General features: G+C 58.1%; 20 protein-coding genes and 7 pseudogenes. 11 read left to right on the top strand and 16 right to left on the bottom strand.

The annotated features are described in order from the left end of the window. Positions 1-106 precede the first annotated feature (106 nt). Positions 107-550 carry an L-alanine exporter AlaE gene (gene alaE / locus AC1DNW_RS12585; RefSeq protein ID WP_477852885.1) on the top strand — a complete coding sequence of 148 codons (444 nt, stop codon included), beginning with the start codon at positions 107-109 and terminating at the stop codon, positions 548-550. Between the two features lie 104 nt (positions 551-654). On the opposite strand, the gene AC1DNW_RS12580 is transcribed toward alaE, so the two are convergent. The 4 genes from AC1DNW_RS12580 to AC1DNW_RS12565 form a co-directional block, all read right to left on the bottom strand. Further along, entirely contained in the window at positions 655-1,164 is a 510-nt protein-coding gene (locus AC1DNW_RS12580) for a nitroreductase family protein (protein ID WP_477852883.1), read from the bottom strand. 283 nt (positions 1,165-1,447) lie between these two features. Next, positions 1,448-3,121, bottom strand: coding sequence for a dihydroxy-acid dehydratase (gene ilvD, locus AC1DNW_RS12575; RefSeq protein ID WP_477852881.1), 1,674 nt, complete (start codon positions 3,119-3,121; stop codon positions 1,448-1,450). A 208-nt stretch (positions 3,122-3,329) separates the two neighbouring features. Beyond that, positions 3,330-3,518, bottom strand: a complete 189-nt coding sequence (locus AC1DNW_RS12570; protein WP_477852880.1) for a hypothetical protein — start codon at positions 3,516-3,518, stop codon at positions 3,330-3,332. Positions 3,519-3,537: 19 nt separating this feature from the next. Beyond that, entirely contained in the window at positions 3,538-3,972 is a 435-nt protein-coding gene (locus AC1DNW_RS12565) for a cupin domain-containing protein (RefSeq protein WP_477853123.1), read from the bottom strand. A 119-nt stretch (positions 3,973-4,091) separates the two neighbouring features. Between AC1DNW_RS12565 and AC1DNW_RS12560 the strand changes: the two genes are divergently transcribed. Together AC1DNW_RS12560 and AC1DNW_RS12555 are read left to right on the top strand one after the other, a co-directional pair. Next, on the top strand, positions 4,092-5,666 hold the full coding sequence (locus AC1DNW_RS12560; protein ID WP_477852878.1) for a winged helix-turn-helix domain-containing protein: 1,575 nt from the start codon (positions 4,092-4,094) through the stop codon (positions 5,664-5,666). Between the two features lie 686 nt (positions 5,667-6,352). Beyond that, positions 6,353-6,922: pseudogene (locus AC1DNW_RS12555) on the top strand (SDR family NAD(P)-dependent oxidoreductase); the annotation flags it as partial. Positions 6,923-7,416: 494 nt separating this feature from the next. Here AC1DNW_RS12555 and AC1DNW_RS12550 read toward each other — a convergent pair. The 3 genes from AC1DNW_RS12550 to AC1DNW_RS12540 form a co-directional block, all read right to left on the bottom strand. After that, positions 7,417-7,863: a GNAT family N-acetyltransferase gene (locus AC1DNW_RS12550; protein WP_477852877.1), complete on the bottom strand. Its 447-nt coding sequence runs from the start codon at positions 7,861-7,863 to the stop codon at positions 7,417-7,419. 14 nt (positions 7,864-7,877) lie between these two features. Beyond that, positions 7,878-8,213: a hypothetical protein gene (locus tag AC1DNW_RS12545; RefSeq protein ID WP_477852875.1), complete on the bottom strand. Its 336-nt coding sequence runs from the start codon at positions 8,211-8,213 to the stop codon at positions 7,878-7,880. Positions 8,214-8,423: 210 nt separating this feature from the next. Next, on the bottom strand, positions 8,424-9,206 hold the full coding sequence (locus AC1DNW_RS12540; protein WP_477852874.1) for a DeoR/GlpR family DNA-binding transcription regulator: 783 nt from the start codon (positions 9,204-9,206) through the stop codon (positions 8,424-8,426). A 139-nt stretch (positions 9,207-9,345) separates the two neighbouring features. On the opposite strand from AC1DNW_RS12540, the gene AC1DNW_RS12535 reads away from it, so the two are divergent. Both AC1DNW_RS12535 and AC1DNW_RS12530 read left to right on the top strand, forming a co-directional pair. Beyond that, entirely contained in the window at positions 9,346-9,465 is a 120-nt protein-coding gene (locus AC1DNW_RS12535; protein WP_024324033.1) for a hypothetical protein, read from the top strand. Positions 9,466-9,617: 152 nt separating this feature from the next. Then, on the top strand, positions 9,618-10,202 hold the full coding sequence (locus AC1DNW_RS12530) for a hypothetical protein (protein ID WP_477852873.1): 585 nt from the start codon (positions 9,618-9,620) through the stop codon (positions 10,200-10,202). A gap of 143 nt (positions 10,203-10,345) precedes the next feature. On the opposite strand, the pseudogene AC1DNW_RS12525 reads toward AC1DNW_RS12530, so the two are convergent. Continuing rightward, positions 10,346-10,441 (bottom strand): annotated as a pseudogene (locus AC1DNW_RS12525) (IS6 family transposase); the annotation flags it as partial. A gap of 115 nt (positions 10,442-10,556) precedes the next feature. Next, entirely contained in the window at positions 10,557-10,895 is a 339-nt protein-coding gene (locus AC1DNW_RS12520; protein ID WP_477852871.1) for a hypothetical protein, read from the bottom strand. Positions 10,896-11,107: 212 nt separating this feature from the next. On the opposite strand from AC1DNW_RS12520, the gene AC1DNW_RS12515 reads away from it, so the two are divergent. Then, entirely contained in the window at positions 11,108-12,295 is a 1,188-nt protein-coding gene (locus tag AC1DNW_RS12515; RefSeq protein WP_477852869.1) for an MFS transporter, read from the top strand. Positions 12,296-12,756: 461 nt separating this feature from the next. After that, positions 12,757-12,986 (top strand): annotated as a pseudogene (locus AC1DNW_RS12510) (DUF2171 domain-containing protein). A gap of 447 nt (positions 12,987-13,433) precedes the next feature. On the opposite strand, the pseudogene AC1DNW_RS12505 reads toward AC1DNW_RS12510, so the two are convergent. Both AC1DNW_RS12505 and AC1DNW_RS12500 read right to left on the bottom strand, forming a co-directional pair. Continuing rightward, a pseudogene (locus AC1DNW_RS12505) lies at positions 13,434-13,577 on the bottom strand (IS5/IS1182 family transposase); the annotation flags it as partial. A gap of 280 nt (positions 13,578-13,857) precedes the next feature. Next, positions 13,858-15,186, bottom strand: coding sequence for a DUF2254 domain-containing protein (locus AC1DNW_RS12500; protein WP_477852867.1), 1,329 nt, complete (start codon positions 15,184-15,186; stop codon positions 13,858-13,860). 562 nt (positions 15,187-15,748) lie between these two features. Here AC1DNW_RS12500 and AC1DNW_RS12495 point away from each other — a divergent pair. After that, positions 15,749-16,054: pseudogene (locus tag AC1DNW_RS12495) on the top strand (transposase); the annotation flags it as partial. 55 nt (positions 16,055-16,109) lie between these two features. Here AC1DNW_RS12495 and AC1DNW_RS12490 read toward each other — a convergent pair. From AC1DNW_RS12490 to AC1DNW_RS12480, 3 genes and pseudogenes are all read right to left on the bottom strand, one after another. After that, positions 16,110-16,235, bottom strand: a pseudogene (locus AC1DNW_RS12490) (hypothetical protein); the annotation flags it as partial. After that, a complete protein-coding gene (locus AC1DNW_RS12485; protein WP_477852866.1) occupies positions 16,231-16,749 on the bottom strand; it encodes a hypothetical protein in 519 nt (172 codons plus the stop codon). The gene AC1DNW_RS12485 and the pseudogene AC1DNW_RS12490, both read right to left, overlap by 5 nt. 932 nt (positions 16,750-17,681) lie before the next feature. Continuing rightward, positions 17,682-17,799, bottom strand: a pseudogene (locus AC1DNW_RS12480) (non-homologous end joining protein Ku); the annotation flags it as partial. A 465-nt stretch (positions 17,800-18,264) separates the two neighbouring features. On the opposite strand from AC1DNW_RS12480, the gene AC1DNW_RS12475 reads away from it, so the two are divergent. Both AC1DNW_RS12475 and AC1DNW_RS12470 read left to right on the top strand, forming a co-directional pair. Beyond that, a complete protein-coding gene (locus AC1DNW_RS12475; protein ID WP_439019095.1) occupies positions 18,265-18,558 on the top strand; it encodes an HdeA/HdeB family chaperone in 294 nt (97 codons plus the stop codon). Positions 18,559-18,641: 83 nt separating this feature from the next. After that, complete coding sequence (locus tag AC1DNW_RS12470) at positions 18,642-18,899, top strand: hypothetical protein (RefSeq protein ID WP_477852864.1); 258 nt, start codon at positions 18,642-18,644, stop codon at positions 18,897-18,899. Between the two features lie 221 nt (positions 18,900-19,120). On the opposite strand, the gene AC1DNW_RS12465 is transcribed toward AC1DNW_RS12470, so the two are convergent. Then, positions 19,121-19,378 carry a helix-turn-helix domain-containing protein gene (locus AC1DNW_RS12465; RefSeq protein WP_477852862.1) on the bottom strand — a complete coding sequence of 86 codons (258 nt, stop codon included), beginning with the start codon at positions 19,376-19,378 and terminating at the stop codon, positions 19,121-19,123. Positions 19,379-19,474: 96 nt separating this feature from the next. Here AC1DNW_RS12465 and AC1DNW_RS12460 point away from each other — a divergent pair, with 96 nt between their 5' ends. Further along, the gene (locus AC1DNW_RS12460; RefSeq protein WP_477852861.1) at positions 19,475-20,365 is read left to right on the top strand and encodes a LysR family transcriptional regulator; all 891 of its coding nucleotides are present in this window, start codon (positions 19,475-19,477) and stop codon (positions 20,363-20,365) included. A 111-nt stretch (positions 20,366-20,476) separates the two neighbouring features. Here the strand turns inward: AC1DNW_RS12460 and AC1DNW_RS12455 are convergent, their stop codons facing one another. Next, a complete protein-coding gene (locus AC1DNW_RS12455) occupies positions 20,477-22,297 on the bottom strand; it encodes a methyl-accepting chemotaxis protein (protein ID WP_477852859.1) in 1,821 nt (606 codons plus the stop codon). Positions 22,298-22,446 lie beyond the last annotated feature (149 nt).

The raw sequence follows: 22,446 nt of genomic DNA, 5'->3' as shown, positions 1-22,446 counted from the left end.
CGCGTCGTTCCCCAAAATTGACCTGATCAACGATGTCGCGCTCGCACATGTCCTCAGCAACAAGAGCGGACCTTCCCATGGCGGGGGACCGCAGGGACCACATGTAATGACCAATAAGCTACAGGCTGCTCGATCCTTTGCCGCTGATACTCTGGCGTTGTTCATTTTCTTCACGGTCACGGGCGTCGTGAACGAACGTTATGTGGTCGGTATGACCTGGGAGCAGGTTCTTCACGCACGCCTGCTCGGAACCGCCGTCATGATACCGAGCGGCCGGCCTTACGGGCTGTGGCGAGACTTTCTGATGCGACGCGCAAACGATAACCCCTTTTCCCAGTCCCTATGGGATAGCGCCGCGCTTTTGTCCTTCCAAACTCCGGTGTATGCCAGCATCATTTTCTTCAGTGGCGCACAAGGTCTCGATCTCGTCTTCGGGGCCTTCGCAGCCGCGATCATGATGGTGTCATTGGGCCGTCCGTATGGCGTGTTCCTGAACTCCGTGCGGCGGGTCTTTCGGCTGAAAGAGACGGCCCCAGAACTCGCAGACTGATGAGGCGAGCCGCCTCGGCGTCCGGACATGCGGTCGGACGCACCGCCCCCCATTAGACCCACTCAGGAGCACCTTGTCCCTGAAGAGAGAAGCGAGTACTTGCCTTACTTCGCTACAAAAGTCCCATTGAACGCCACATTCGCGAGCGGCTTGCGCGGGCTTGGTACTTCGCGTTCACGCAACCCCTCGGGCAGCTGGCTCTTGTCGCCGATCTTGCCGATGGCGACGGCGCATTCGACGCGGAAACCGTCTGGAACGCCGAGGACTTCTGGCGCGTCGTCGAAATCAACGCCGGTCATGCCGTGCGCTTCATAGCCAGACAGATGAGCTTGCAATGCGACCAAAGCCCACGCAGCGTCGGCGTCGAAGGAGTGGCTGTAAATCGGCGTCTGTTCGGCCGAACCCAGCGCGCCGGAATGAGTACGCGAAACGACATATAACAGAGCGGCGGMGGACTTCACCCAACTCCGGTTAAACTCGATCAGCAGACGCAAGAATATATCCCATTGCTCCGAACCACGCAGCGCGTAGACGAACCGCCAGGGCTGATGGTTAAACGAGGAAGGCGCCCAGTGACCAGCTTCGAGGATCGTCAGCAGATCCTGCTCGGGCATCCAAGCAGGGCTATACGCAGATCAGCGATGTCGATTACGAGGACGCGGTGCAGCCACACCGCTGGATGGCCAAGCGACTCTGATCGCGAGACAGTTCCCCTAATTGCAGATCAGGCATTATGTGTCCCCCACCCCTCCGTGGTCGCCGGAGGGCAACTTCAACAAAGCCGGCGCGCAGGTTCCGCTTTGGGGGCTGAAGCTGCCAGGCAACGTCCGCTACCTGGGTCACGATCGCCAAGACTGCATCTCTGAATCACCAACAGCCAGGGTGCGATCCCTGATGCTACCCTGTCACAGCTCCTTCATTGGCCGGTCTGGCAAGAGCGGCAAATTTAGCCAGCACGCCTGCGGTATATCGGGGTTCTGGTTGTTTCCATTCGGCACGGCGCCGTGAGATTTCTGCATCTGGCAGATCGAGCTGCAGCAGCTTGCGATGCGCATCGATGGTAATCGGGTCACCTTCGTGAACCAGCGCAATCGTGCCTCCGACAAAAGCCTCCGGGGTGACGTGGCCGACGACCATGCCCCAGGTGCCGCCGGAGAACCGTCCATCCGTGATCAGCCCCACGCTATCGCCAAGGCCGCGGCCGATGATCGCCGCTGTCGGGGCGAGCATTTCCGGCATGCCGGGTCCCCCCTTTGGTCCGAGGTAGCGGAGGACGAGTATGTCACCCGGCTTGATCTTGTCGGACAGAATGGCATCCATCGCTGATTGCTCGTCTTCGAATACACGTGCCGGGCCGGTGATCGCCAGCTTCTTCAGGCCGGTGATCTTGGCGACCGCCCCGTTTTCCGCCAGATTGCCTTTGAGGATCGCGAGATGGCCTTCGCTATAGAGCGGCGCATCCGGGGTCCTGATGACATTCTTTCCTACCCTCGGGCGGTCCGGCACGGTCTCCAGTTCTTCTGCGATCGTGCGACCAGTGATGGTCAGGCAGTCCCCATGCAGGAGCTTGGCATTGAGCAAGAGTTTCAGCACCTGGGGAATGCCTCCCGCCTGATGCAAGTCGACTGCCATGTATTTTCCGGACGGCTTGAGATCGCAGATGACCGGAACCTTACGGCGAACGCGCTCGAAGTCGTCCAGAGACCATTCGACCTCGGCGGCGTGGGCGATCGCGAGGTAATGCAGAACGGCATTGGTGGAGCCTCCGGTTGCCATGATCAGAGCCACCGCATTTTCGATAGCATGGCGCGTGACGATATCGCGAGGTTTGATGCCTTTCTTCACGGCTTCGACCAGCACTTTGGCGGATGAAGCCGCACTGTCGGTTTTCTCTTGATCCGGATTGGCCATGTTCGAGGAATAAAGCAGAGACATGCCCAGCGCCTCGAATGACGAGCTCATGGTGTTGGCCGTAAACATGCCCCCACAAGAACCCGTCGAAGGACAGGCATTCCGCTCGATCCCGTCAAAATCTTCCTGGCTGATTTTTCCGGCCATGAACGCACCGACCGCCTCGAAGGAAGAAACCACGGAAAGCTCTTCGCCTTTCCATCTGCCCGGCTTGATCGTGCCGCCGTAAACATAGATTGCCGGAACATTAGCCCGGAGTATCCCCATCATTCCGCCTGGCATGTTCTTGTCGCAGCCACCGATGACGAGTACCCCATCCATCCATTGCCCCCGAACGACGGTCTCGACACAATCGGCAATAACCTCGCGGGACACCAGCGAGTACTTCATGCCCTCAGTGCCCATGGACATGCCATCCGAAATCGTCGGCGTACCGAAAACCTGGGGATTGGCTCCTGCCGCCCTGATCGCCGCGATCGCCGCATCCGCTAACGGTTGTAAACCTGCATTGCAGGGCGTGATCGTGGAGTGGCCGTTGGCAATGCCGATCATCGGCTTTTCGAAATCGGCTTTCTCATAGCCCAGCGCATAATACATGGCACGATTGGGTGAGCGAGCCACCCCTTCGGTAATRTGCTTTGATCGATCATTGAAGGGCATCGCATGCCTCCGGCCCCAGTCCACGCGAACTGACGACGCAGTCATACCACAAGATCGTCACCAGCGGGGTCTCATTGAAATCTGGAGCAACATTCACCATTGCTAAGGCGCGCAGCCAAGCCGTAACCCGATCGAGGTTTCCGACAGCCCGCTTGGGGCTCGCGCGATGAGCGAGGGGCAACTAGGAGCGCTGACGTGTAAACCCTGCTCAGGCGAAATCGACCTTGCAGAGGGGGGCAATATCCCACCCTGGTTGCACGCGACGTGACCCGAAATGTAGGCGCAGGTGACGCGCACCCGGACCCAGGCGAAAGGCATACGCAGCCCCTCGCGAACTTTCAAAAGGCTCGGGCAGTTCCAGACCCGTAGCGGTCAGACGTTGTTCGATGATGGCCATAGCGCACTCCCCAACCTGATTAGGGTACGATATCGTCGAGCTCCGGCATCATCACGACGCTCTCGTTTGCTGCGGGGTCGTTGCGGGCAGCGAGGAACTCGGCGTTTTCCGTGCTGCGATTGACAGCCACGTGCGGAACGCCGGCTGGAATGAACAGGTAGTCGCCGGGGAGGACCTTTTCGCACCGTTCGAGCTCGGCCCCCGACCAGATCTCGATCGCTTTGCCTGCGGTCATAAGCAGGGCCGTCTCGTGTCCCTGATGGCGATGGGCGCTGGTTCGTCTCCCTGCGGGCAGCGAGACTATCCCGAGCCAGAGCATGCTGGATCCGACGCTCTCCGCCGAGACTCCCGAGCGATAGACGGATCCTTGGGCTGCGACATAGCTGTCACCGCCGCGTACGATTTTCGCGGTGAATGCATCAGCATTTTTCGGCTGTATTGCTTTGTACTTCATCGTTTCCACCCCTTCGACTGCCCGCATGGAGCGGAATCTGCGCGCGGAGCCGGCGCGAGTCCTGAAACGGGGCCGAAAAATTCCGAAAACTTCGAAATCGGGCGTATCATTCCCAAATCATGAACACCCGGCACCTTGTATTCGGCCCCTTCGAGTTCGTTACCGAGAACGGATGCCTTCTCCGTGACAACAGGCCTGTCGCCATTGGCGGGCGCGGCGCGTCGCTGCTTGCCGTTTTGCTCGCGGCAGATGGGCGTGTCGTTGCCAAGTCGGCGCTGATGGACGCCATATGGCCGGGGCTGGCAGTCGAGGAGAGTAATCTTTCCGTTCAGATTGCAGCCCTTCGCAAGCTGCTCGGCCCGGCATCGGACGGCGGCGAGTGGATCATCACGGTCCCACGGGTCGGATACAGATTTTCCGGTCCGGTGGAGAGCCGGACCGGCGGACCCGGTAGCGAAGAGCATGCGGAGGCGAGATCCAGCCCCGCGATTGCGGTACTGCCTTTCGAGAATCTCGGCGGCGATACCGAGAGACAATATCTGGCCGACGGTATCGCCGACGACCTGATCATGGCGCTCGCCCGGTTCCGATGGTTCCGCGTCGCGTCACGTGCGGCGAGTTTTGCAAGGAGGAATGGCCCGAGGGATCCGAAGTCTATCGCCCACGAACTTGGCGTTGATTTTCTGGTGGATGGAGCCATCCGGCATACCGGTGATCGGATGCGGGTATCGGTTTATCTCGCCGACGCACTGAAGGGCGCCACCATCTGGTCCGAACATTACGATCTTCAGGTGGCAGAGGTATTTGCGGTGCAGGACGCCATCGCCGAGCGGATCGCAGCGGCGGTCGAGCCCGAGCTCTTGTTGCGGCATGGACTCCAGGTTGCTCCGCACACCGGCAACGTGACCGCCTGGGACCTTGTACGGCAAGGTACATTCAATTTTCACAAGGTAACGCAGCCAACCCATCTTCTCGCAAGGCGATTTTTCCGAGAGGCCGCGGAGCTCGATCCCATGCTTCCAGAGGCGCAGATCTGGCGGGCGCGGGTCAACGCGGGCCTCATCGCCTATGGCTGGACAGAAAATCCCGCCGCGGACGGGAAGGAAGGACTCGATGCGGCCTTGCGGGCGATATATCTCGACGCCCGGAATCCGTATGCGCACTATGCGCTGGCGATTGTGTCGGCCTACACAGGCAGGGCTGACCAGGCGATCCTCGCAGCCGAGCGGTCCATCGAACTCGGTCCGAGCTTCGCCCTGGGGTATCTCGTCCTCGGCATGGTCCGTCTTTTCGTGGGCGATGCGGCCGGCGCGCGAAAGCCGCTGGCTCGCGGCCTCGAACTCAACCCCCATGATCCGCAGAATGCGGTCTGGTTCAGTCTCTTGATCCTTGCGCATTTCTTTTCGGGCGACGTCGAGGGCGCGCTTGACACGGGGCGTGCGGCGCTAAAGGCGCGGCCTGACTGGCCGGCGCTGCTCCGCATTCAGGCTTGCTGCCACACGGCCTTGGGACATGGTCAGGAGGCTCGCCGCTTTTCCACCGCTGCAGACGATCTCCCGGAGCCTGCCGGCGATGCGCTTGGTCCGTTCAGAGATGGCAACAAGGAATGGGCGACCCGCCTCGAGGGCCTGCTGCGAGAGGCGGAACATCAAACGACCGGTTCAGGTCGTAATGCCATCTTTCCTGCAGACTAGTCAAACAGCCGCTTTCCATCCTCTCGCGACGTTGCTGCCGAGCAGCGGCAATGACCGAAGCGGGTTAGCTCGAGACCTCGATCCGGATCGTTGAATGTCTGCTATCGCTTTTCCGATGCCAGAAGCGGCCAGTCCGCTTCCGGCCCCTTTGCTGCCGTTCGTCTCTTTGGTCAATTCATGTGCGACAACGACGAGCCGCTTGGCAGCGGGACCTCCATCCTCACGGAGGGCCCGCATCACGCCGTGACCCCGCCGCCGGCCACATAAACCCCTACCCAATTGTCTTTCCGATTTGAGCAGGTTCCGTCATTTCGTACGCGATTCCGGCTCCTCCTGGGTACCAAGCGTCTCCATCATCTGAAAATCCCGCTCGCTATCTCGAAAGTACGATCGGAAACGCGACGCCATCTTCACCACTCCGCATACAGGTAGCGGCTTCCTAGATTATGTGGTGCGCACGGGTTCACGAGAACAAGCGAGGGATTGAACGATCACGCGGGGACGGTGACATCTGCATGTCCGCTCCTCACGAGGGACTGGCGTACTAACCCGTTCGCTTTCTGCGCTCTGACGAAATCGGCGACCAAGCCGGCGGCAAGCTCCTTTTCCGCGCTGACGCCGACCGCTTGCGGTATCGCCATGAAGGGCTGCGCCATGACCTCGAAGGAGCGCATCATCTCGGCGACCTCATTGGCGCGGTCGAGGAAGCCTCGGCAGAGGAGGTCGAACGTCTCTATCGAACGAACGTCTTCGGCCTGCTGACGGTGACACGTGCCGTCCTCCCGCAGATGCGGGCGCGGAGGTCGGGTCGCATCCTCAACATCTCATCGATCGGAGGCTACCGCGCTGGCGCAGGATTCGGTGTCTACTGCTCCACGAAGTTCGCAGTCGAAGGGCTGTCGGAGGCGCTCCATGCGGAACTGGAACACCTCGGAATCCATGTGACGGTGATCGAGCCCGGCTACTTTCGGACGGACTTCCTCGACCCCAGCTCGCTGTCGTCAAGCGGCAACAGGATTCGCGACTACGATGCGACCGCCGGCGCGGTTCGCGAGCATGCGTCCTCGCTGAATCACAACCAGCCAGGCGACCCGGAAAAGTTCGCTCAGCAGGTCGTGGCATTCCCCGATGTCGCCCAGCCTCCTGTTCGCATGCCGTTCGGCAGCGACACTGTTGCCGCGATAGAGGCGAAGCATCTTGGCGATGCAGACATTATTAAGCGATGGCGAGATGTCTCGGTCTCCAGCGACTTCTAGAAAAATGACTGCCATCCACAGGGGGGCGCGCATTCGATCAAAGCCCTCATTTCAAGTTCTCGGTCGCAGGGATCGAACTCGACAGGGAGCCTCGTCAGAAGAGCTGAGCGGACCTCCGCGAAGGCGTGCATAAATTAGAATTTCGGTTAGGTCGAAAACGAAATCTCGAAGATGTTGCCGAGCTTCGCCCGGAACTGCTTGAGAGCGATGGACCGACCGCGCGACTGCCCCCAAGCGAAGGGGGTCGACGGTTCGAGTCCAATCAAGGCGAGAGTTTGTAGACGTAGTCGACCGGGTTGAAAATCACCCACTACCGGCCCGCGCAGAGCTTCGGCGTCGACCACCTTGGGATCAACGTGGCGCGGTTCATCGACCGCGCCTTCGCAATAACGCTCGTCGCCCCGGCAGATGACCCGAGACCCGCCCGAAGCGAGCGGCCGAAGAACTTGAACGCTCGTTCGATGCGACTAAACCGCATTTGGTGCTAGTGCTCCTCACAGCACCTTTTGCATTCGGATTCCGCCGGCGCCAGGTCCCAACTCTAACCAGCCGTAAGCGAGGTAGAAGCGTAAAGCAGTTCTGGTGCTTACCAGCTTTCCCAGCGGTATGCCGGCATTGCGGAGCGAGTCTTCCATAGTGGCCAATAGTGCCTTGCTCACCCCCAGAAGGCGGTACTCGGGAGCCACGTAGTTGAGGACGATGCTGTCGCCTGCGACTGCCCCCACCGCCGCGATTTCGCCGCTGACTTCTGCGACCCAGACCGTTTGGGCAGGATTATCCATCATCTTACCAATGCCTGCTTCAGACTTGTTTTGCGTCCATTGACGCAGGCGGCGTGGGTCGTTTCCGTGATCCTCAGTGCAAAGGGACGTGATCGAGGCCGTCAGCACCCGGCTCATCGCCGGAATATCTGTTGTGTTTGCTTTGCGAACGCGGACCATCGTTTCCGGCCTCTTCATGGCTGGGGTACGGACCCGTCCGGCATGCGCTGACCGCGCGCTTTCATTTCGGCCTTGGTCTTCCGAAACTCGATGCAGGCGTCGAATTTGGGGCTTGTCCTGCAAAACGCTTCCAACCGCTGGACGTTTGCTGCCATCATGCCAGGTACGTACTGCTGGGAATCCTTCATGCGTCGCGTGGTTTCCGCAGTTACCGCCATTTGGGTCATACCGGTTGGATCCAGTCCTCCGAAGGTATTTGCGGCCGCGATAGCTGGCGCCATGTCACTTGCACGCTGTGCCGATTTCATCGCCTTGGCCATCTCGGCATCCGTCAACGGCCTGGCGGTCATTACCCCATCTTTGGTGGTGCCGTCATAGCCTATCGGCGAGGCTGGCGGTGCGCTCTGGCAGCCGGCGAGCGAAGAGGCAGAAAATGCGAAAAGGAAGAGTATATTTCGAGACAAGGGCTTCACTCATTTCAAAGTTGGACGTCATAGTTCGCTCTGGTCTGAATAAGGCAGGGCACGGTAGGGGCGGCGCCGACGCCGTGGCCGGTCCGCTCAAGCTTGAGCGCGCGTGATCGAGATCCCGAGAGATTTGTAGGGCTCCACGAGATCATTCGGGCAGCTCTTCTCCACGATCAGCCCGTCGATTTGATCGAGACCGATGATGTCATAAGCGGAGACCGCGCCGAGTTTCTCCTTGGATGCGAGTACAATCGTTTCCGCCGACTGGCGACTAATGGCGCGTTTGATCGCCGCCTCTTCTCTGTCGCCCGTCGTCAGTCCATGGTCAGGATGGATGCCGGTTACGCCCATGAAAAAAATGTCGGCGCGGATGTGGGAGATACCCTCACTCGCGACGGCCCCTACCGCGACATTGGAGTGCTTGTAGATGCGGCCGCCGACGAGCTCGACCTCGATGCCCGGGTGGTCGGACAGCGCGACCACTATATCGGGGCTGTGCGTGACAACGGTCGCATGGAGTTGCATAGGAAGAGCGCGGGCCACCGCAACGGTGCTTGTTCCGCCATCCAGGAATATGATCTGGCCATTCCTAACCGTCGCTGCCGCCGCCTTTGCGATTGCCGTCTTGTCCTCGACAGAAATTTTCCTCCGGCTTGGAAGATCAGCGAGTGCTTTGGATGCGGGCAGAGCCCMACCATGGACCCGTTGAAGCAGACCTTCCGAGGCAAGCTCGCGAAGGTCGCGACGGATCGTATCTTCCGACAGGCCCAGCGTCAGGCTGAGCTCTTTCGCGACCACGCGGCCTGTGGTTCCAAGGGTCTCAAGGATAAGGGCTTTTCTTTCGCTCGTCAGCGTGGGGACGCAGGCCTTGGTCATCTGATGCACGCTTACCAAGGGGGACAACGATCCGCTTGGTCTGTGACCTTTCTGCACTAGTTACTTATATAAGTAATCACTACTATCTGATTCGTCGCCGACCACAACGTGTGCGAATTTAAGGATAGGGGACTTCTTGATGAGCAGAATTCTAGTCTTGATCATTGCAATGTTCGCAGTCGCCAACCTGAGCGCCTGCGGGACGATCGGCAAGGGCAAGGGAAAAGCTCCGCCGCCAGCCGAGGCGGTCTACAAGTAACCAGCAGTGTTTAGAATGTGGAGAAGGGCGATGCTGCCCTTCTCCACACAGCGTCGCCATGCTTGGCTCGTTTTTCGACTTTCGACGCAAGACTGGCATATGAGCATTTTCAGGCCCGGCAATTGCCAGGGCTCGCAGTATGGAGCCTAGGAATGACGCTTGGAAGAGCCCGTCTGCCGCTCGTTATCCTGTCGGTATTTGCGATATCTTCGTGCCAGACGGAAGATAAAAGTCCCCAACCACGTTTCACGACCAATAGCCGCGGCCAGAAAACCACCGGCACGGCTCAGGCCAATGCCGACACCCACTTCATCGAGTTTCGCTCGCGTTACGCACTGACCTATGGGCATACTTACGTCGTTTTCGGGCGTGTGGACGCGAACGGAAATATGATCGATCCCGAGGTTGCTGGCCTTGCCCCTGCCTCGCCGGATGCCGCGCCCTACGTCATGGGACATTTCATACCGGTTCCGGCCACGACCGGGCAGACCGACGGCGATCTGGAAGAGCAGTACAGGTCGGCAAGCTGGCGGGTGATGCTCACGGACGACGAATACAGCGGCGTTGTCGCTTTTATCCGCGAGCAGCAAGCGAACTCCCATTTCTGGCAAGCGTCGGTCGACAATTGCAACAACTGGGTTGGCGAGATCGCGCGCCACATGGGCTACAAGACGCCCAGCATCTGGCTGAGGCCGCAGCAATTCATTACAGAACTTCGAGAAATGAACACAGTCTGAGTGCGTTTCGGCCTGCCTATTGGACGCCGTTTGGAGTGCGCCCTTGAGGGCGGACACTGATCAGGCCGCTGGGTTGCCAGTCTGCCGGATGGGCATCGTAAAGTTAACGCGCTCAGGCATTAAAGCGGGCGTGTCGCCTTCGTTCAGTTGGCGTCAAGGCGAGCGATATCGGACCATAATTGTATGGCGGTGGCTCGCAGTTCTCGATGGTGGGCGGATGGAATATCGTGGCGGGGAATGAACCCAGCAGTCTGCCTGCAGCCCACGTCCCTGATCGCCGAAGAAATATGCTGCGAAATGCCGGGCTTACGATGTCGTCCTGGACGCGGTGCCGCAGAGCGACGCCTGGAACAGTTAGTTTCGTTCGTTTCTGCCTGACGGATGCCGATCAATAAGAATCGTATGTATGGCGATCCCCTCCGGCGGCTCGATCAGATATTCGGCATCTCTCTTGAGGTGGTGCATCTTGGTAGGATTGCCTTTCGTGAATGCCGTCATGGATTCGATATCCGGCCAATACGATGTCGTCGCGAACCACGTCTCAGTATCGAGATCCTCCCTTAAGAGCTGAACACCAAGGGTATTTTGCAACAGGCGCGGGGTGCCCTCAGGCTTCAGATATTGTTCGTATTCGTCAGCAATTTCCCGTCGGGTTCGGCCGCGCCACACTCGGGCTATTGTTGCGGTGGTCATGGATCACGTCCTCTTCGATTCCGCAAGGATATGGTCGTTTGGAACGCATGAGCAAGCACGTTAGGTCCCCGAAGGCGGAAGACCACCAGGCTTCCAGCGTATCGAGAACGAGCTCTGAGCTCCTATGCAGTGCGAGTTCAGGGTGAACAATTGTCCGTTGCTCGGATTATCATGCTGAAGTTCGTCAGGAGCCACAGGCGTCAGGGGAACACATGAAGCAGAATGGCGAGCATGTGAAAGCATCCGGGGTTTCGCCTTTTCGCGTGCCGACCTTCGGTGCTGTATTCTTTGCGATCCTCTTGGCGATGCTCGCGGAGGCGATGGCCGGAAGCTACATCGCGCTCCTTGCAGTCCAAGTAATTGGGATGTCGCCGCTGGAGCTTGGCGCGTTTCTGACGATTCCAGCGGCGACTGGAATTGCCGTCACGAGCTTCTTCGGGCATCTCCTCGACCGCCAACCCGTCATCTGGCCGCTCCTCACTTCGCTTCTTTCGAAATGCATCGGATTTAGTCTTTGCGCGTGGCTTACAGAGACTTGGATGTTGGTCGTAAACGCGGGCATTCTCCTTGGGCTTGGCGCGGCATCGTTCAGCATCTTGTTCGCGGTGGCCAAAGGCCGACTGGACGAGTTCGGGGGCTCGACAATATCGCGCGGAATGGCGATCCTTCGGCTGGTCTCGTCGCTCAGCTGGACAGTCGGCCCGGCTCTCGGCGCGGTCCTGGTGTCTCAGACAGGTTTTCCAGGCGTATTCCTGGGAGCGGCCTCGCTAGCTGGACTGTCATTGGCCATCGTTTTCTTCACCCGCATGCGAGCGGTCGTCAATGCCGAGGAACGCGCTAAGCTGACATCGGAAGTCTTTTACCGTGCCGCGCCAGCTGCCGTCGCCCTGTCGGCTTTTCACACTGCGATGTTCATGGGGTCGAATGCAATGGCGATCGTCGTGGCGAAAGAGCTCGGGACCGGACAAGACGTCGGTTTCCTATTTAGTCTCTGTGCGGGATTGGAAGTCGTGGTCATGGCCGCCTTCGTGCTCTGGCCAAAACTGTCAGACAGGCAAGAGCTGCTCCTCGCAGGGTTTGCTCTTTTCGCCGCCTACTTCGTTATGGCACTCGCATGGCCGACACTGGCGTCGCTCTATCTGGGTCAAATCCCAAGGGCCGCCGGGATCGGATTAATAAGCATCGCCGGCATGGCCTTTATGCAAGACCTTCTTCCCGGCCGGGCTGGAATCGCCTCTGCTCTGTTCGGCAACACGATTAGTGTCGGGTTCCTCCTTTCGGGGCTCGGCACCGGGCTTTGGGCCAATGCATTCGGGTATTGGTCACTGTTCGCGTTATGCGCGGCACTATGCGGGTTGGGCGCGATGATCTTGGTGGTGGGACGACGCCGCGCAGCCTGAGTTTCAGCTTTCGAAAGTAAGGAATTGCGCGACAAATCTATCAACGGAAAGGCGCTCAAGGCGTTAGGTGTCGCCACTGCAGGTGCCGGATAAAATGGCTGGGCATGCTGACGAATTCGGAAACGAAGCCGTCCAAATGCTCACCTGGTATGTCGCGTCTGGTAGAAGACATCATTTGGCCGCCACGCTGGTCAACACGCGATCCGTCTGCGTTCGTCATACATACATCCGGCAGTTTTCGAGGATTTCGAAGCCGGGCTGCTGCGAGACATTTTCAAGCTCAAATCAAAGAGCGAGCGTCTGCTAAGGTGGATGGACGACGATGAAATTCGTGTTCTCAGGTGGCTCCAGAAGCGAGCGCCCTCGGAGGCTTCAACAACAGCACCCTAATCATGGTGGCAGGGAACCAAGTCGGCAACGCGGACGTTGCCTTCTCGCATTCTAGCAAAGGAGAATTTCCAATGATTTCTGCAGAACAGGTTCGCGAACATATGGAATCGGCGCAGACGGCACCCACGTTGGCACCGTCGACCATATGGACGGCTCGTCTCGGATTAAGCTCACAAAGTCTGATTCCGACGATGGTCAGCATCATCTAATTCCTTTGGATTGGGTGGATCACATCGATGAACACGTTCATCTGACCAAGAGCGCGGACGACGTCCGTAGTCAGTGGTCGTCGATCAATTGATTGGGTTGGGAGCCGCTGATGAGGCGGCTCCTTCTGCGGAATGATCCCTCCCATAGTCGAGACTGCCCAGCGTCCATGCTAAGGGTTGAACTCTCTGGCTAAATCGGTTTCCTTGGAGTGTTCCATCCTTTGTTTCCGAACTCGTGCGGGCCGCCAACGAGGTCGATCGCCTCTCGAATTCCGAGATCCAAAACCTGCTTATGCGGGCAATAACGACCATCCGCGTCCTGGTGACTCAGAAGGCACTCGCTTTTCTTCAGAGGACCTTCGCGTGAAAATGGAAACCGAAGAGTCGCAGGCCCGTTACCATTCTATGAGCGACCAGCAGACAGCTAAAAGCGATGCATCCCGGTCGAACGAAGGATGATCAAGTCGGGCATATCGACAATTGACTGTCGACCTCTATGTCGCCAACGATCTATACAGGAGGACTTGCATGCACACCTGCCATAACGACAGAGCTTCCGCGCTCATCCAAAGCGTCAGGCTGCCCCGCGGGCGAAGGCCTGCCTCGTACTCCGCCCAGTTCGTCACCTTGAAGTTCATTTTGCCGATGTGATGGCGGCGGGCGGAATTGTGCTTATGCGGCATGGTATGCAGATCAATCCCGCTGCTTGCGACCAAACACTCATAGGCGGTAACCGTTGAAATTCGATCCCTGCACCAATGCTCTCTCCATGGAGAAACTCCCGTTGCTCGTCCATGGAAAAGCGATCACAGATCAGGAAGGACAGGACAACGTGGGGCTAGAACACCGGTTACCTTTGTTTTCAGCCGTGACGACTTTTCATTGTCGATTCATGCGTGGACGTTGCCAAAACACCCCCTATCCAAACTTGGCACCTCCGCCGAGTCGATAGGGGCAGTGCTCCTAATGGCTCGACGTATGGCGCAAAGGCGGATCGAGACCGGCGGTGGCAAGATTCGACCTCCCGCCCGCGCCACCCAAGCCTTGGGTGTCTGGTGTTCGTGCAAGTATCAGGTCCTCCGGAAGGACGTAGATTTGCTCCAGCATCCGGTCGAGCAGGTCTAGTTCGTTAAGCAGCGCTCGATGTCGGTCATCCGGCAATACTTGCAGGGCGTATTCGATCACGGCGCGCAATCGCCGCGCGATCTGGAAGTTTTCCGCGCCATACAATCGTATCTCGCTGAAGGTCAGCTCTACGAAGTCCTCCCAGTTCGGTGTCTTGCGGAGAAGCCGCAACTTTCCTGACTTGCTGCGAATTTCCTCCCCGAGAAGCTGCCTACTGCCGACAAAGCAGAGAAGGCGCTGAAGCTGGTCTATGGCGAGAACTGCCGTCGTTGGATCGTTGATCGCCTTTGAGAGAGCCTTGATGGCGATATCCACAATGATTCGAAAAGCAAATGTCGAATCCTGCTCGAGGGTTCGCTCTGGTCCGAAGGCCACAAGGGCCTTCAGCGCCCGGTCGCGTGGCAGTGTTGGGCCAAACAGCCGAAACAGCGCCTCGTCCGTCCCGACGAAGTCACCCACTCTTGGGACAAGCTCGATAACGCAGTTCTTATCCTCGCCGAGCGCGACGAGGGCGTTCAGATTGACGGCCACCACGATCGCCGGATTCGCCTTGTGGTACACGATGCGGTCGGGCACGTCAGACAGAACGAAAACGCCTCCATGCGTATCTTCATGCTTAGCACCCTGGCGGTAAACATCTTTGATGACGCGATGGCCCTTTTCACCTACCTTCAGGATGATGCTGACCGGTCGCAGCAGGCGCGCGGCATAGTCGATAAGGTAAAGAAACGCGGCAATGGAACAAAAGCCCAGCATCCCGGCAATTCCGGATATGCCGTGTGGAACGGTGGTGACGAGCCTTGCGAGGGCCCCCGTTGCAAAAAGCAGCGTGAATATGAAAAGGCCGACCGTAAACCGGATGGCATTATCGCTCAGAAGCGCCGTTGGGATGATCCTGGGTGTTAACTGACCTCCCGCGACCTGAATTGCCACAAGTAGCGAACCAAAGGTAAATACAACAAAGGTTAGCGTCATTGTGATGATCGTCTCCAACATGCGTTGGGTTCCCTCGACGCCCCAAGGCCAAACATCTGCCCACAGGATCCAGGCATCGAACAGGTACGCGTAACGGATTGCACCGACGTAAAGCACGAGAGCGATAAATGGAACGATCCACAGCGAGGATCGGATGTAGCTATTGAAGCTGTACCATTGGTTCCAACGCATCAGGTGAACTCTTCTGCTGGAATCTCCGATCGGAGGGATCTTGCCCTCCTACAATCAACCAAAATCGCGAGTGTCTTGCATTGATAGCGATCAAGAACGGGGAGTTCTTATTTTGATCTCGCTCAATGCCCGTTGCACGCGGGGCTGATAGCCTTCAGAGAAAACCGAGCTCCGAGCGACTATCGGGTCGGCAAAATTTCCACGAACAAACGTAGCGGTCCACATATTTGAAGGTGGAAAACCCAGGGGCGAGCGATGTCACAATCGAAAAAAAACCTAGATACGTCTGCGTCCCGGCAGCTTACGGCCTTTTCAATGTCGTCGATACCAAGAGTGGGCTGCCGGCGGAAGTGGACGTGACTGCAGTATTGCTCACACGGCAAGAAGTKCGGCAACTAATCTTGTGGCTCGAAACCAAGGTTGCATTCTCAGAACGCGATGGCGGAGGCGCTTGTCCGGCCAAGTCATCCACTGGTGCAGAAGCCATTGAAAAAGAATGGCAATTGGGGGTGGGAGCTAACCATCGGGCTCGTACGGCTCTTTGAAATCCACCTGACGGACAGAGATCGAGGGGCAGATTGCAAAGCTAGACAAGGCGCTCCTTGCCGCCCATCGCAACAACGATGTCAGTATTCGGCTTGCGACCGTTCCCGGAATTGGCCCCGTCATCGCTACTTGCCTTTCGGCCAGCGTCTCAGACCCAAAGCTGTTCTAAGGCGGACGTGAGTTCGCAGCCTGGTTGGGCCTTGTCCCCACGCAGCATTCGACCGGTGGCAAACCAAGGCTGGGTTCCATTTCCAAAATGGGCAACCGGCACCTGCGCAAACTCCTCGTGATCGGGGCGCACGCAGCCCTCTACAGGATTCAATCTCATCCACGGCCGCATTTGTGTAGGTTATGCAACCGATAAATCGGGGGGATTTGTCGACGGTATCTGCAAGCCCAAGAAGCTTTGCGAGGATCACGCGGGTCTTGCCGCTGCCGGGGTAGGCGGCAACACGACGTAGTCTCCCGAGTTTACGGACAGGTCTTTCTACATCAAGGTCAATGCTTGAGGCACTTCCGGCCCAGTTCCATTGCCTTGTAAGTTCCCTTCAGATCGACGACGAAGGTTCCCTTGGTTTCCGGAAACACGATCATTTCATATTTCTTCGCGACGGCGCGTTTGAATTCCGGGCTGTTCGTCAGGATGTAGCCGCCCGAATATCCGCCCTTGAGTTCTCCATGGGTGCTGGTGGCGACACCACTATAGAGATGGCCGGCGATGGAGACGAAGATTTCCGATTTGGTCCCGTTCTGAAGGCCGATATCAGCCTTCGAGAACACGCCGAGATATCCGACGTCCTGATTTGCGGTAACGCCCATCTGCACCGAACCTGAACCGAAGTCGCGCACGATGAGGCAATCTCCGCGGGTTTGATTGGTATAGACGGTCCAGTCCTCAACCTCCCCGTATTTGACGAGCACATCACTGGCGCTGGGAACGGGATTTTGTCCGTAGGCTGCCATCGCAAACGAAAGCGCCACTGACATTGTCGCGATAAGTGTCACGAAGCTTCTCATTGATATCCCCTTTTGGTGTGCAGGCTGAATTGTTCTGTGGCCGCCGCAATGATCTGCGTGACCCAACGGGATGACCCGAAAAAATCGGCGTCAGTAAAATATCCAAATGCAAGGCGGTCGTGAAATCCTTCGGGCACTCTCTGACCGATTGGCATACCGCCGATGGCGGATCTGGATATTTGGAACCTCCATTCCAATCATCGCGTCCGAACGCAATCGTATATGTAATCGACAAATAAGAAAGATAAAATATTAGACTATCCTAAAAAGAAAGTATCTCCAAACTTTTGGAATTTGCCACCTCGCATAAGCGTTCGGTCATGGTCGCGATTTCACTAGGACTTCTGGGTCCGAGTAAACTTGCGCTGCATCGCGGCATCTTTCGCCTTGGCTTTGCACGGTCGCGACTGAACGCATTCAGTTCAGCAATCCGAAGATGTCTATTGTTGCGCCGATGTTCTCGATCATGTGGGCCATCTTGGCGCCGAGGGTATCAAGCCGATATCCGGCTACGGGGAGAAAGCATGAAACTTGTTCGAACAAGTCCGCACGCTGTACGCCTCCTTGAGGCGCATTCTCGCCACATCGCCGACGGAGAGGAGCGTGATGAGGCGCTTATAGCCCCGGAAAATCCCATCTCCTGCTAAGCCATAATCGGGGAGCACCTCAGGGAAGCGCGTTCGCGGAGATCGGTGACGGCTCTTAGGGCGTGGCAGTTGAAAAATATACCGAGCTTGCTGTCAGGATTTATCGGAAAATCGCGTGCTTTAGGAAACAGGCTCGGCATAGTCTCCCGCTCGGGATATGTGCGGGATCTTCACATTGATACGTTGAAGGTGAAGAGCCGAAATTTCCCCTAAGGCCGAGCCCTGCGAAGAGCGTTTCTTGTTTGTTGCGACGATGCACTTCCGCTCGCACAACTGGGTGGCCCGTCATGAAGCCCTTTTACTCTTGAGGTCGGCCTCTACCGACTTGCGCAGCGCGTCCATGATGTTCACGACGTTGGAAGACGGGAATGGCATCTTCGGCCTTGCCCTTCGCAGCCTTCTTCCCGCGCCGGTGCAGTTAATGCCGCAAACGAACCGGGCGCCTTGCCTTAAGAATTGCAGCACCGGGCACTTCGAGCTTTCCAATCCTCCGAGAGCGCGACCTCGCCTTCTGGGCGGGCCAGCACGCCAGAGAAGAACAAACCTTTGAAAGGTCTCATCGATATTTTCTTGCGCATCGTGAACAAGATCTCGCCACCTTTGCTGACCGTGGCGGGTCGCCATCACGGTAGTGCTTGCACCGTTCGGTGGCGCCTGAGCAGGCCGCGTGGTTTACCGAGAAGGCGAGGCATCCTTCGCATATTAAAAACTACGTGTATCCTTCAACGTATCGTGCTATTATTAGTTGTTTCTAAATTGCGACCTGCCGCGATCAGAGTTGACCGCGGCCCCTTGTGGTTTCCAAACATATCACTGCACACACGAACCCTCGCTCTGGTAAGGGGCAAGGGTGTTTGGGAGGACGACTATGATGCGCCTAGTTTCAATCGCAATAGCATTTGCAGGTCTTGGCTTGGCAGGCCAGGCMTTGGCCGCGGAAGTGGACATGTCAAAGGTTACCTGTAAGGAAGTTGGCGACATGTCTGCCGCCAAAACCATCGGCGTGGCCATGTGGGTGAACGGGTACGTTCACGGAAAAGCTGGCAGTGCGATGATCGACGGCGAAAAGGCTCACGCCAACGCGGAGAAGGTCGCCGCCTATTGCAAGAGCAACACCGGCTCTACGCTGGCAGACGCCATGGAAGCGGTCTCTAAAATGTAGCAGAACCTGTGACAGTGGCGGCATTCACGCCGCCACTGAGAGCATCAAGGCTATAGTTATGGCCTCTCAACGGGAGACGGACCATGTTCGGACTCAAGTCTTTCACCGCTGCCTCGATGGCTGCAATATTCCTCTTGGGCATGCCAGTAATGTCCGTCGCGACAGAGCAGGGACAGCAGCGCAAATCTGCGCGTGATGTCCGCCAAGACACCCGCCAGGGCGCGCGGGATACAAAGCAGGACTGCCGCGCGGCCAATGACCAAAGCAATGCTGCATGCCGGCAGGATAAACGCGCCACCAAGCAAAAAGGACGTCAAACAGGACGAGACATCAAATACTAAGGTTTGAAGTCACGCGTATCGACGACGCGGAACGCCGGGCTGCGGCTCTGCGCATAGCCGTCCTTGTCAAAGTGATAGTAAACGCCGTTGATGCACGGTCTGCATGTCGAGATAGCCTCAAAAGCTCAGTAATATCAAAGCGCCAAACTTAAAGTGGTTCGCAATCAGAGAGGCGGCGGTTCAGATCCGTTCAAGGCGGCCAATCTATTCGGTGAGCGTTACTAACCCCGACGGCCAGGACGCAGATTTGCAGGAGGCTGTTCCCCTTCAGCAGGTTCCGCAAGAAGCTCGCAAACTTTGCATTCGAGGACGCCAGCGATCTTTCCCAGTGAGTCAATGCCGAGGTTGATTTGCTTCCGTTCGATCTGTGAGATCGAGACACGCTCTAGGTTTGCTTCGAGCGCAAGGCGCTCCTGCGAGAGGCCGCGAGCGACCCTCAACTTCCGCACATTCCAAGCTAGCAGATCACGTGGCTTCATGCGCACACACGACCATTACGTTTGGAATTAAATAACTGGCTACTCTATACGGAAATGGGTAATATCGCGATATCGCTATTTGATCGGTGAGTATCCATGGAACTACGCCAGCTATCCTATTTCGTTGCAGTGGCCGAGGAACTCCATTTCGGTCGGGCTGCAGCCAAGGTGCATATCGCCCAACCGGCTTTGTCGAACCAGGTCATGGCGCTCGAGAAGGAACTCGGCGTGCAGCTCTTCATCCGATCGACCCGGCGGGTGGAGCTGACGAGGGCAGGGGCGGCTTTCTACGAGCGGTCTGTCCGGGTCTTGAGCGAGGTCGACCTGTCGAGAGAGATCGCCCGCTCGGTGGCCGGCAAGACGACAAAGAGGATTGCGATCGGCACCGTCTATCCCGCCACGATCGGCGTGCTGCCGGCGTTCCTTGCGCGCATTGCCCGCAAATATCCCGATATCCGCATGCATATCGAAAGCGGCACCACCGATGACATCATCCGTCATATCGAGGCAGGCCGCATCAATCTCGGCTTCATCCGGCCGGTGGAGAATATCGGCTCCTTGCGCTTCTTCTCGATTGCCCATGAGCGCTATCTGCTGGCCGTCGCCAAGGAGAGCTCGCTCTCATTGAAGAGCGAGATCGATCTTGAGGATCTGCGAGGTGAGAAGATCATCTCCTTTTCCCGTCAGAACCTTTCCTACAGCGAGCGCTATTTCGCGGAGAAGTTCGAGGAGCATGATCTGACGGACAATGTCGCCTACACCTGCGACGACACCTTCTCGCTGGTGTCGCTGGTTTCGGCCGGCCTCGGCATCGGCTTCGTGCCGGAATGGACGCAGGATCTGCCGAACCGCGGCTTCGAGCTGAAGAAGGTGAGGGGGATCGACTTCAAGATCGGGCTCGGTGTCGCCTGGAACAGGGAAGACCCGACCGCAGCACGAGACGACATCATCGATATCGCAAGGTCACTGGTACGGCCGGGCAGGTGAAGAGAATTTACTTAAGGCGAATACGAGAGCGGCGGATMCGCCACTATGGCGCTTGCTGAAACGAACACAGCCCGGGCATCACTGCCCGGGCTGGCGCGGTTTTGGCTCTGATCAGAATTCCGACCATTCCTGCTGCAGCTTGTTGAGCGCTGCATTGCCACGTGCGGCAGCCGCCGGGCGAGAGACAGGCGCTGACGCTCTARCCGGGGCTGGCGCCAATGTCCTGGAAGGACCCAACGCACGGTGTCCGGCGGKCGCTGTTCCTCCATCGCCGGTCTGGAAAGTGCCRAGCAATTCGCCCAGACGGCTGCTTTCCTGCGCGAGACCTGTGCCGGCGGCGTTCATCTGCTCGACCATTGCGGCGTTCTGCTGCGTCGCCTGGTCCATATGATTGACTGCGCTGTTGATCTCCGACAATCCCATRGACTGCTCTTGGGCGGCAGTAGCGATAGCGTCCATGTGYTGGTTGATCTGCTGCACGAGTTCTGCAATTGCGGTAAGGCCTTCGCCGGTGTCGTTGACCAGGCGTACGCCCTCGCTGACAGCRACCTCTGAATTGCCGATCAGGCTTTTAATCTCCTTCGCGGCACCGGCGGAGCGCTGCGCCAGCTCGCGCACTTCCTGAGCGACGACGGCAAARCCCTTGCCGGCTTCACCGGCACGTGCAGCTTCCACCCCGGCATTCAAGGCCAGCAGATTGGTCTGGAAAGCGATTTCGTCGATGACGCCGATAATCTGGCTGATCTGCCTGGAAGACTGCTCGATCTTGCCCATGGCGCTGACCGCATTGTTAACGACCTGGCTTGAGTTTTCCGCGCGAGASCGGGCACCGCGCACGAGATCGCGGGCGTCTCCGGCMCGCTGGGAGGTCGATCGCACATTGGCTGTGACCTCCTCCAGTGCAGCGGCSGTTTCCTCGAGCGAAGCGGCTTGCTGTTCAGTCCGCTTGGAGAGRTTGTCGGACGCTTGCGAGATCTCGACGCTGCCGCTGCTGACCAATGACGCAGCCTGACCGACGCCCCGCATGGCGTCGCGAAGCTGCTTGACCGATGTATTGAAGTCGTGACGGAGTGCCTCGAACTGCGRCGCGAGAGCCGTATCGATTTCACAGACGAGGTCGCCGGTTGCGAGACGGCGCAGGCCTGCAGCGAGCGAGCCTGTTGCCTGTATCAARCGTTCTTCGGCTTCGGCCTCGGCGCGCCGCTGCATCTCGATACGCTCGCGCTCTGCGGAAACCCGTGCCTCTGCCGTTTGCTCTTCTAGTGCCTTATTGCGGATAGCAGCCTGCTGGAAGACCTCGACGGAGCGAGCCATTTCGCCGATTTCGTCACGGCGAGCGATACCGGCCACCTCGATCTTCAGATCGCCCTGCGCCAAGGCCGCCATCGACTGCGTGATGACGCCGATCGGCTTGGTGACGCGGAAGATGATGACGCAGATGCCGACAACACTGACGGTAGCAGCGATGAGGAAGATCAGCGTATAGAGAATGAACTGGGCGAATGCCTGAGACTGACTGGCAGCGGCTGCAGCCACCATGCCGTCCGCTGCAGCGGCCGCAGTATTGGTGATGAAGAGAAGGGCGTCATTGCCCATCGGCCGCCAAACGTCGAGGGTCATCGGCGCCTTTTGGCCTGCAGAAAATGTTTCGAGAAGTGCCGCGCGCATGGGAGCAAAATCGCCCCCGAAATAGCCGGTCTGTGTAGCCTGGTAGGCGTCCTTTATGATTTGAAGCGTGTCCTTGTGGTTCACGAGGACGCTGACCTGCTTCCAGGCAAAGGCTACGGCATAATCGTTGAGCTGGATCTTGCCGAGCTCAGCAGCTGTCATCGTCACGCCTGCGCCAAGCGTGATATTGAGCTGGAGGTTCGCTGCCCCCGCAAGCGCACGCGTTGACCACGCCAATGAGCGGATCTGGATCATTGCCGTCATCGACGGATCGCTTTCGCGGATTCGGGCTTCGATTGCTGTCGAGCCGGTTTCCAGCGCCGTCAGCAGCTCCTGTCCGAGGTTAAGGGCATTGTCCTGCAGGTCAGCAGCTCCTGTCCGAGGTTAAGGGCATTGTCCTGCAGTCCGGCGTC

The sequence above is a fragment of the Rhizobium sp. 05L429 genome, from assembly GCF_056397645.1.
The sequence above is the reverse complement of the archived record's forward strand: the minus strand, read 5'-3'. Positions and strand labels throughout refer to the sequence as shown.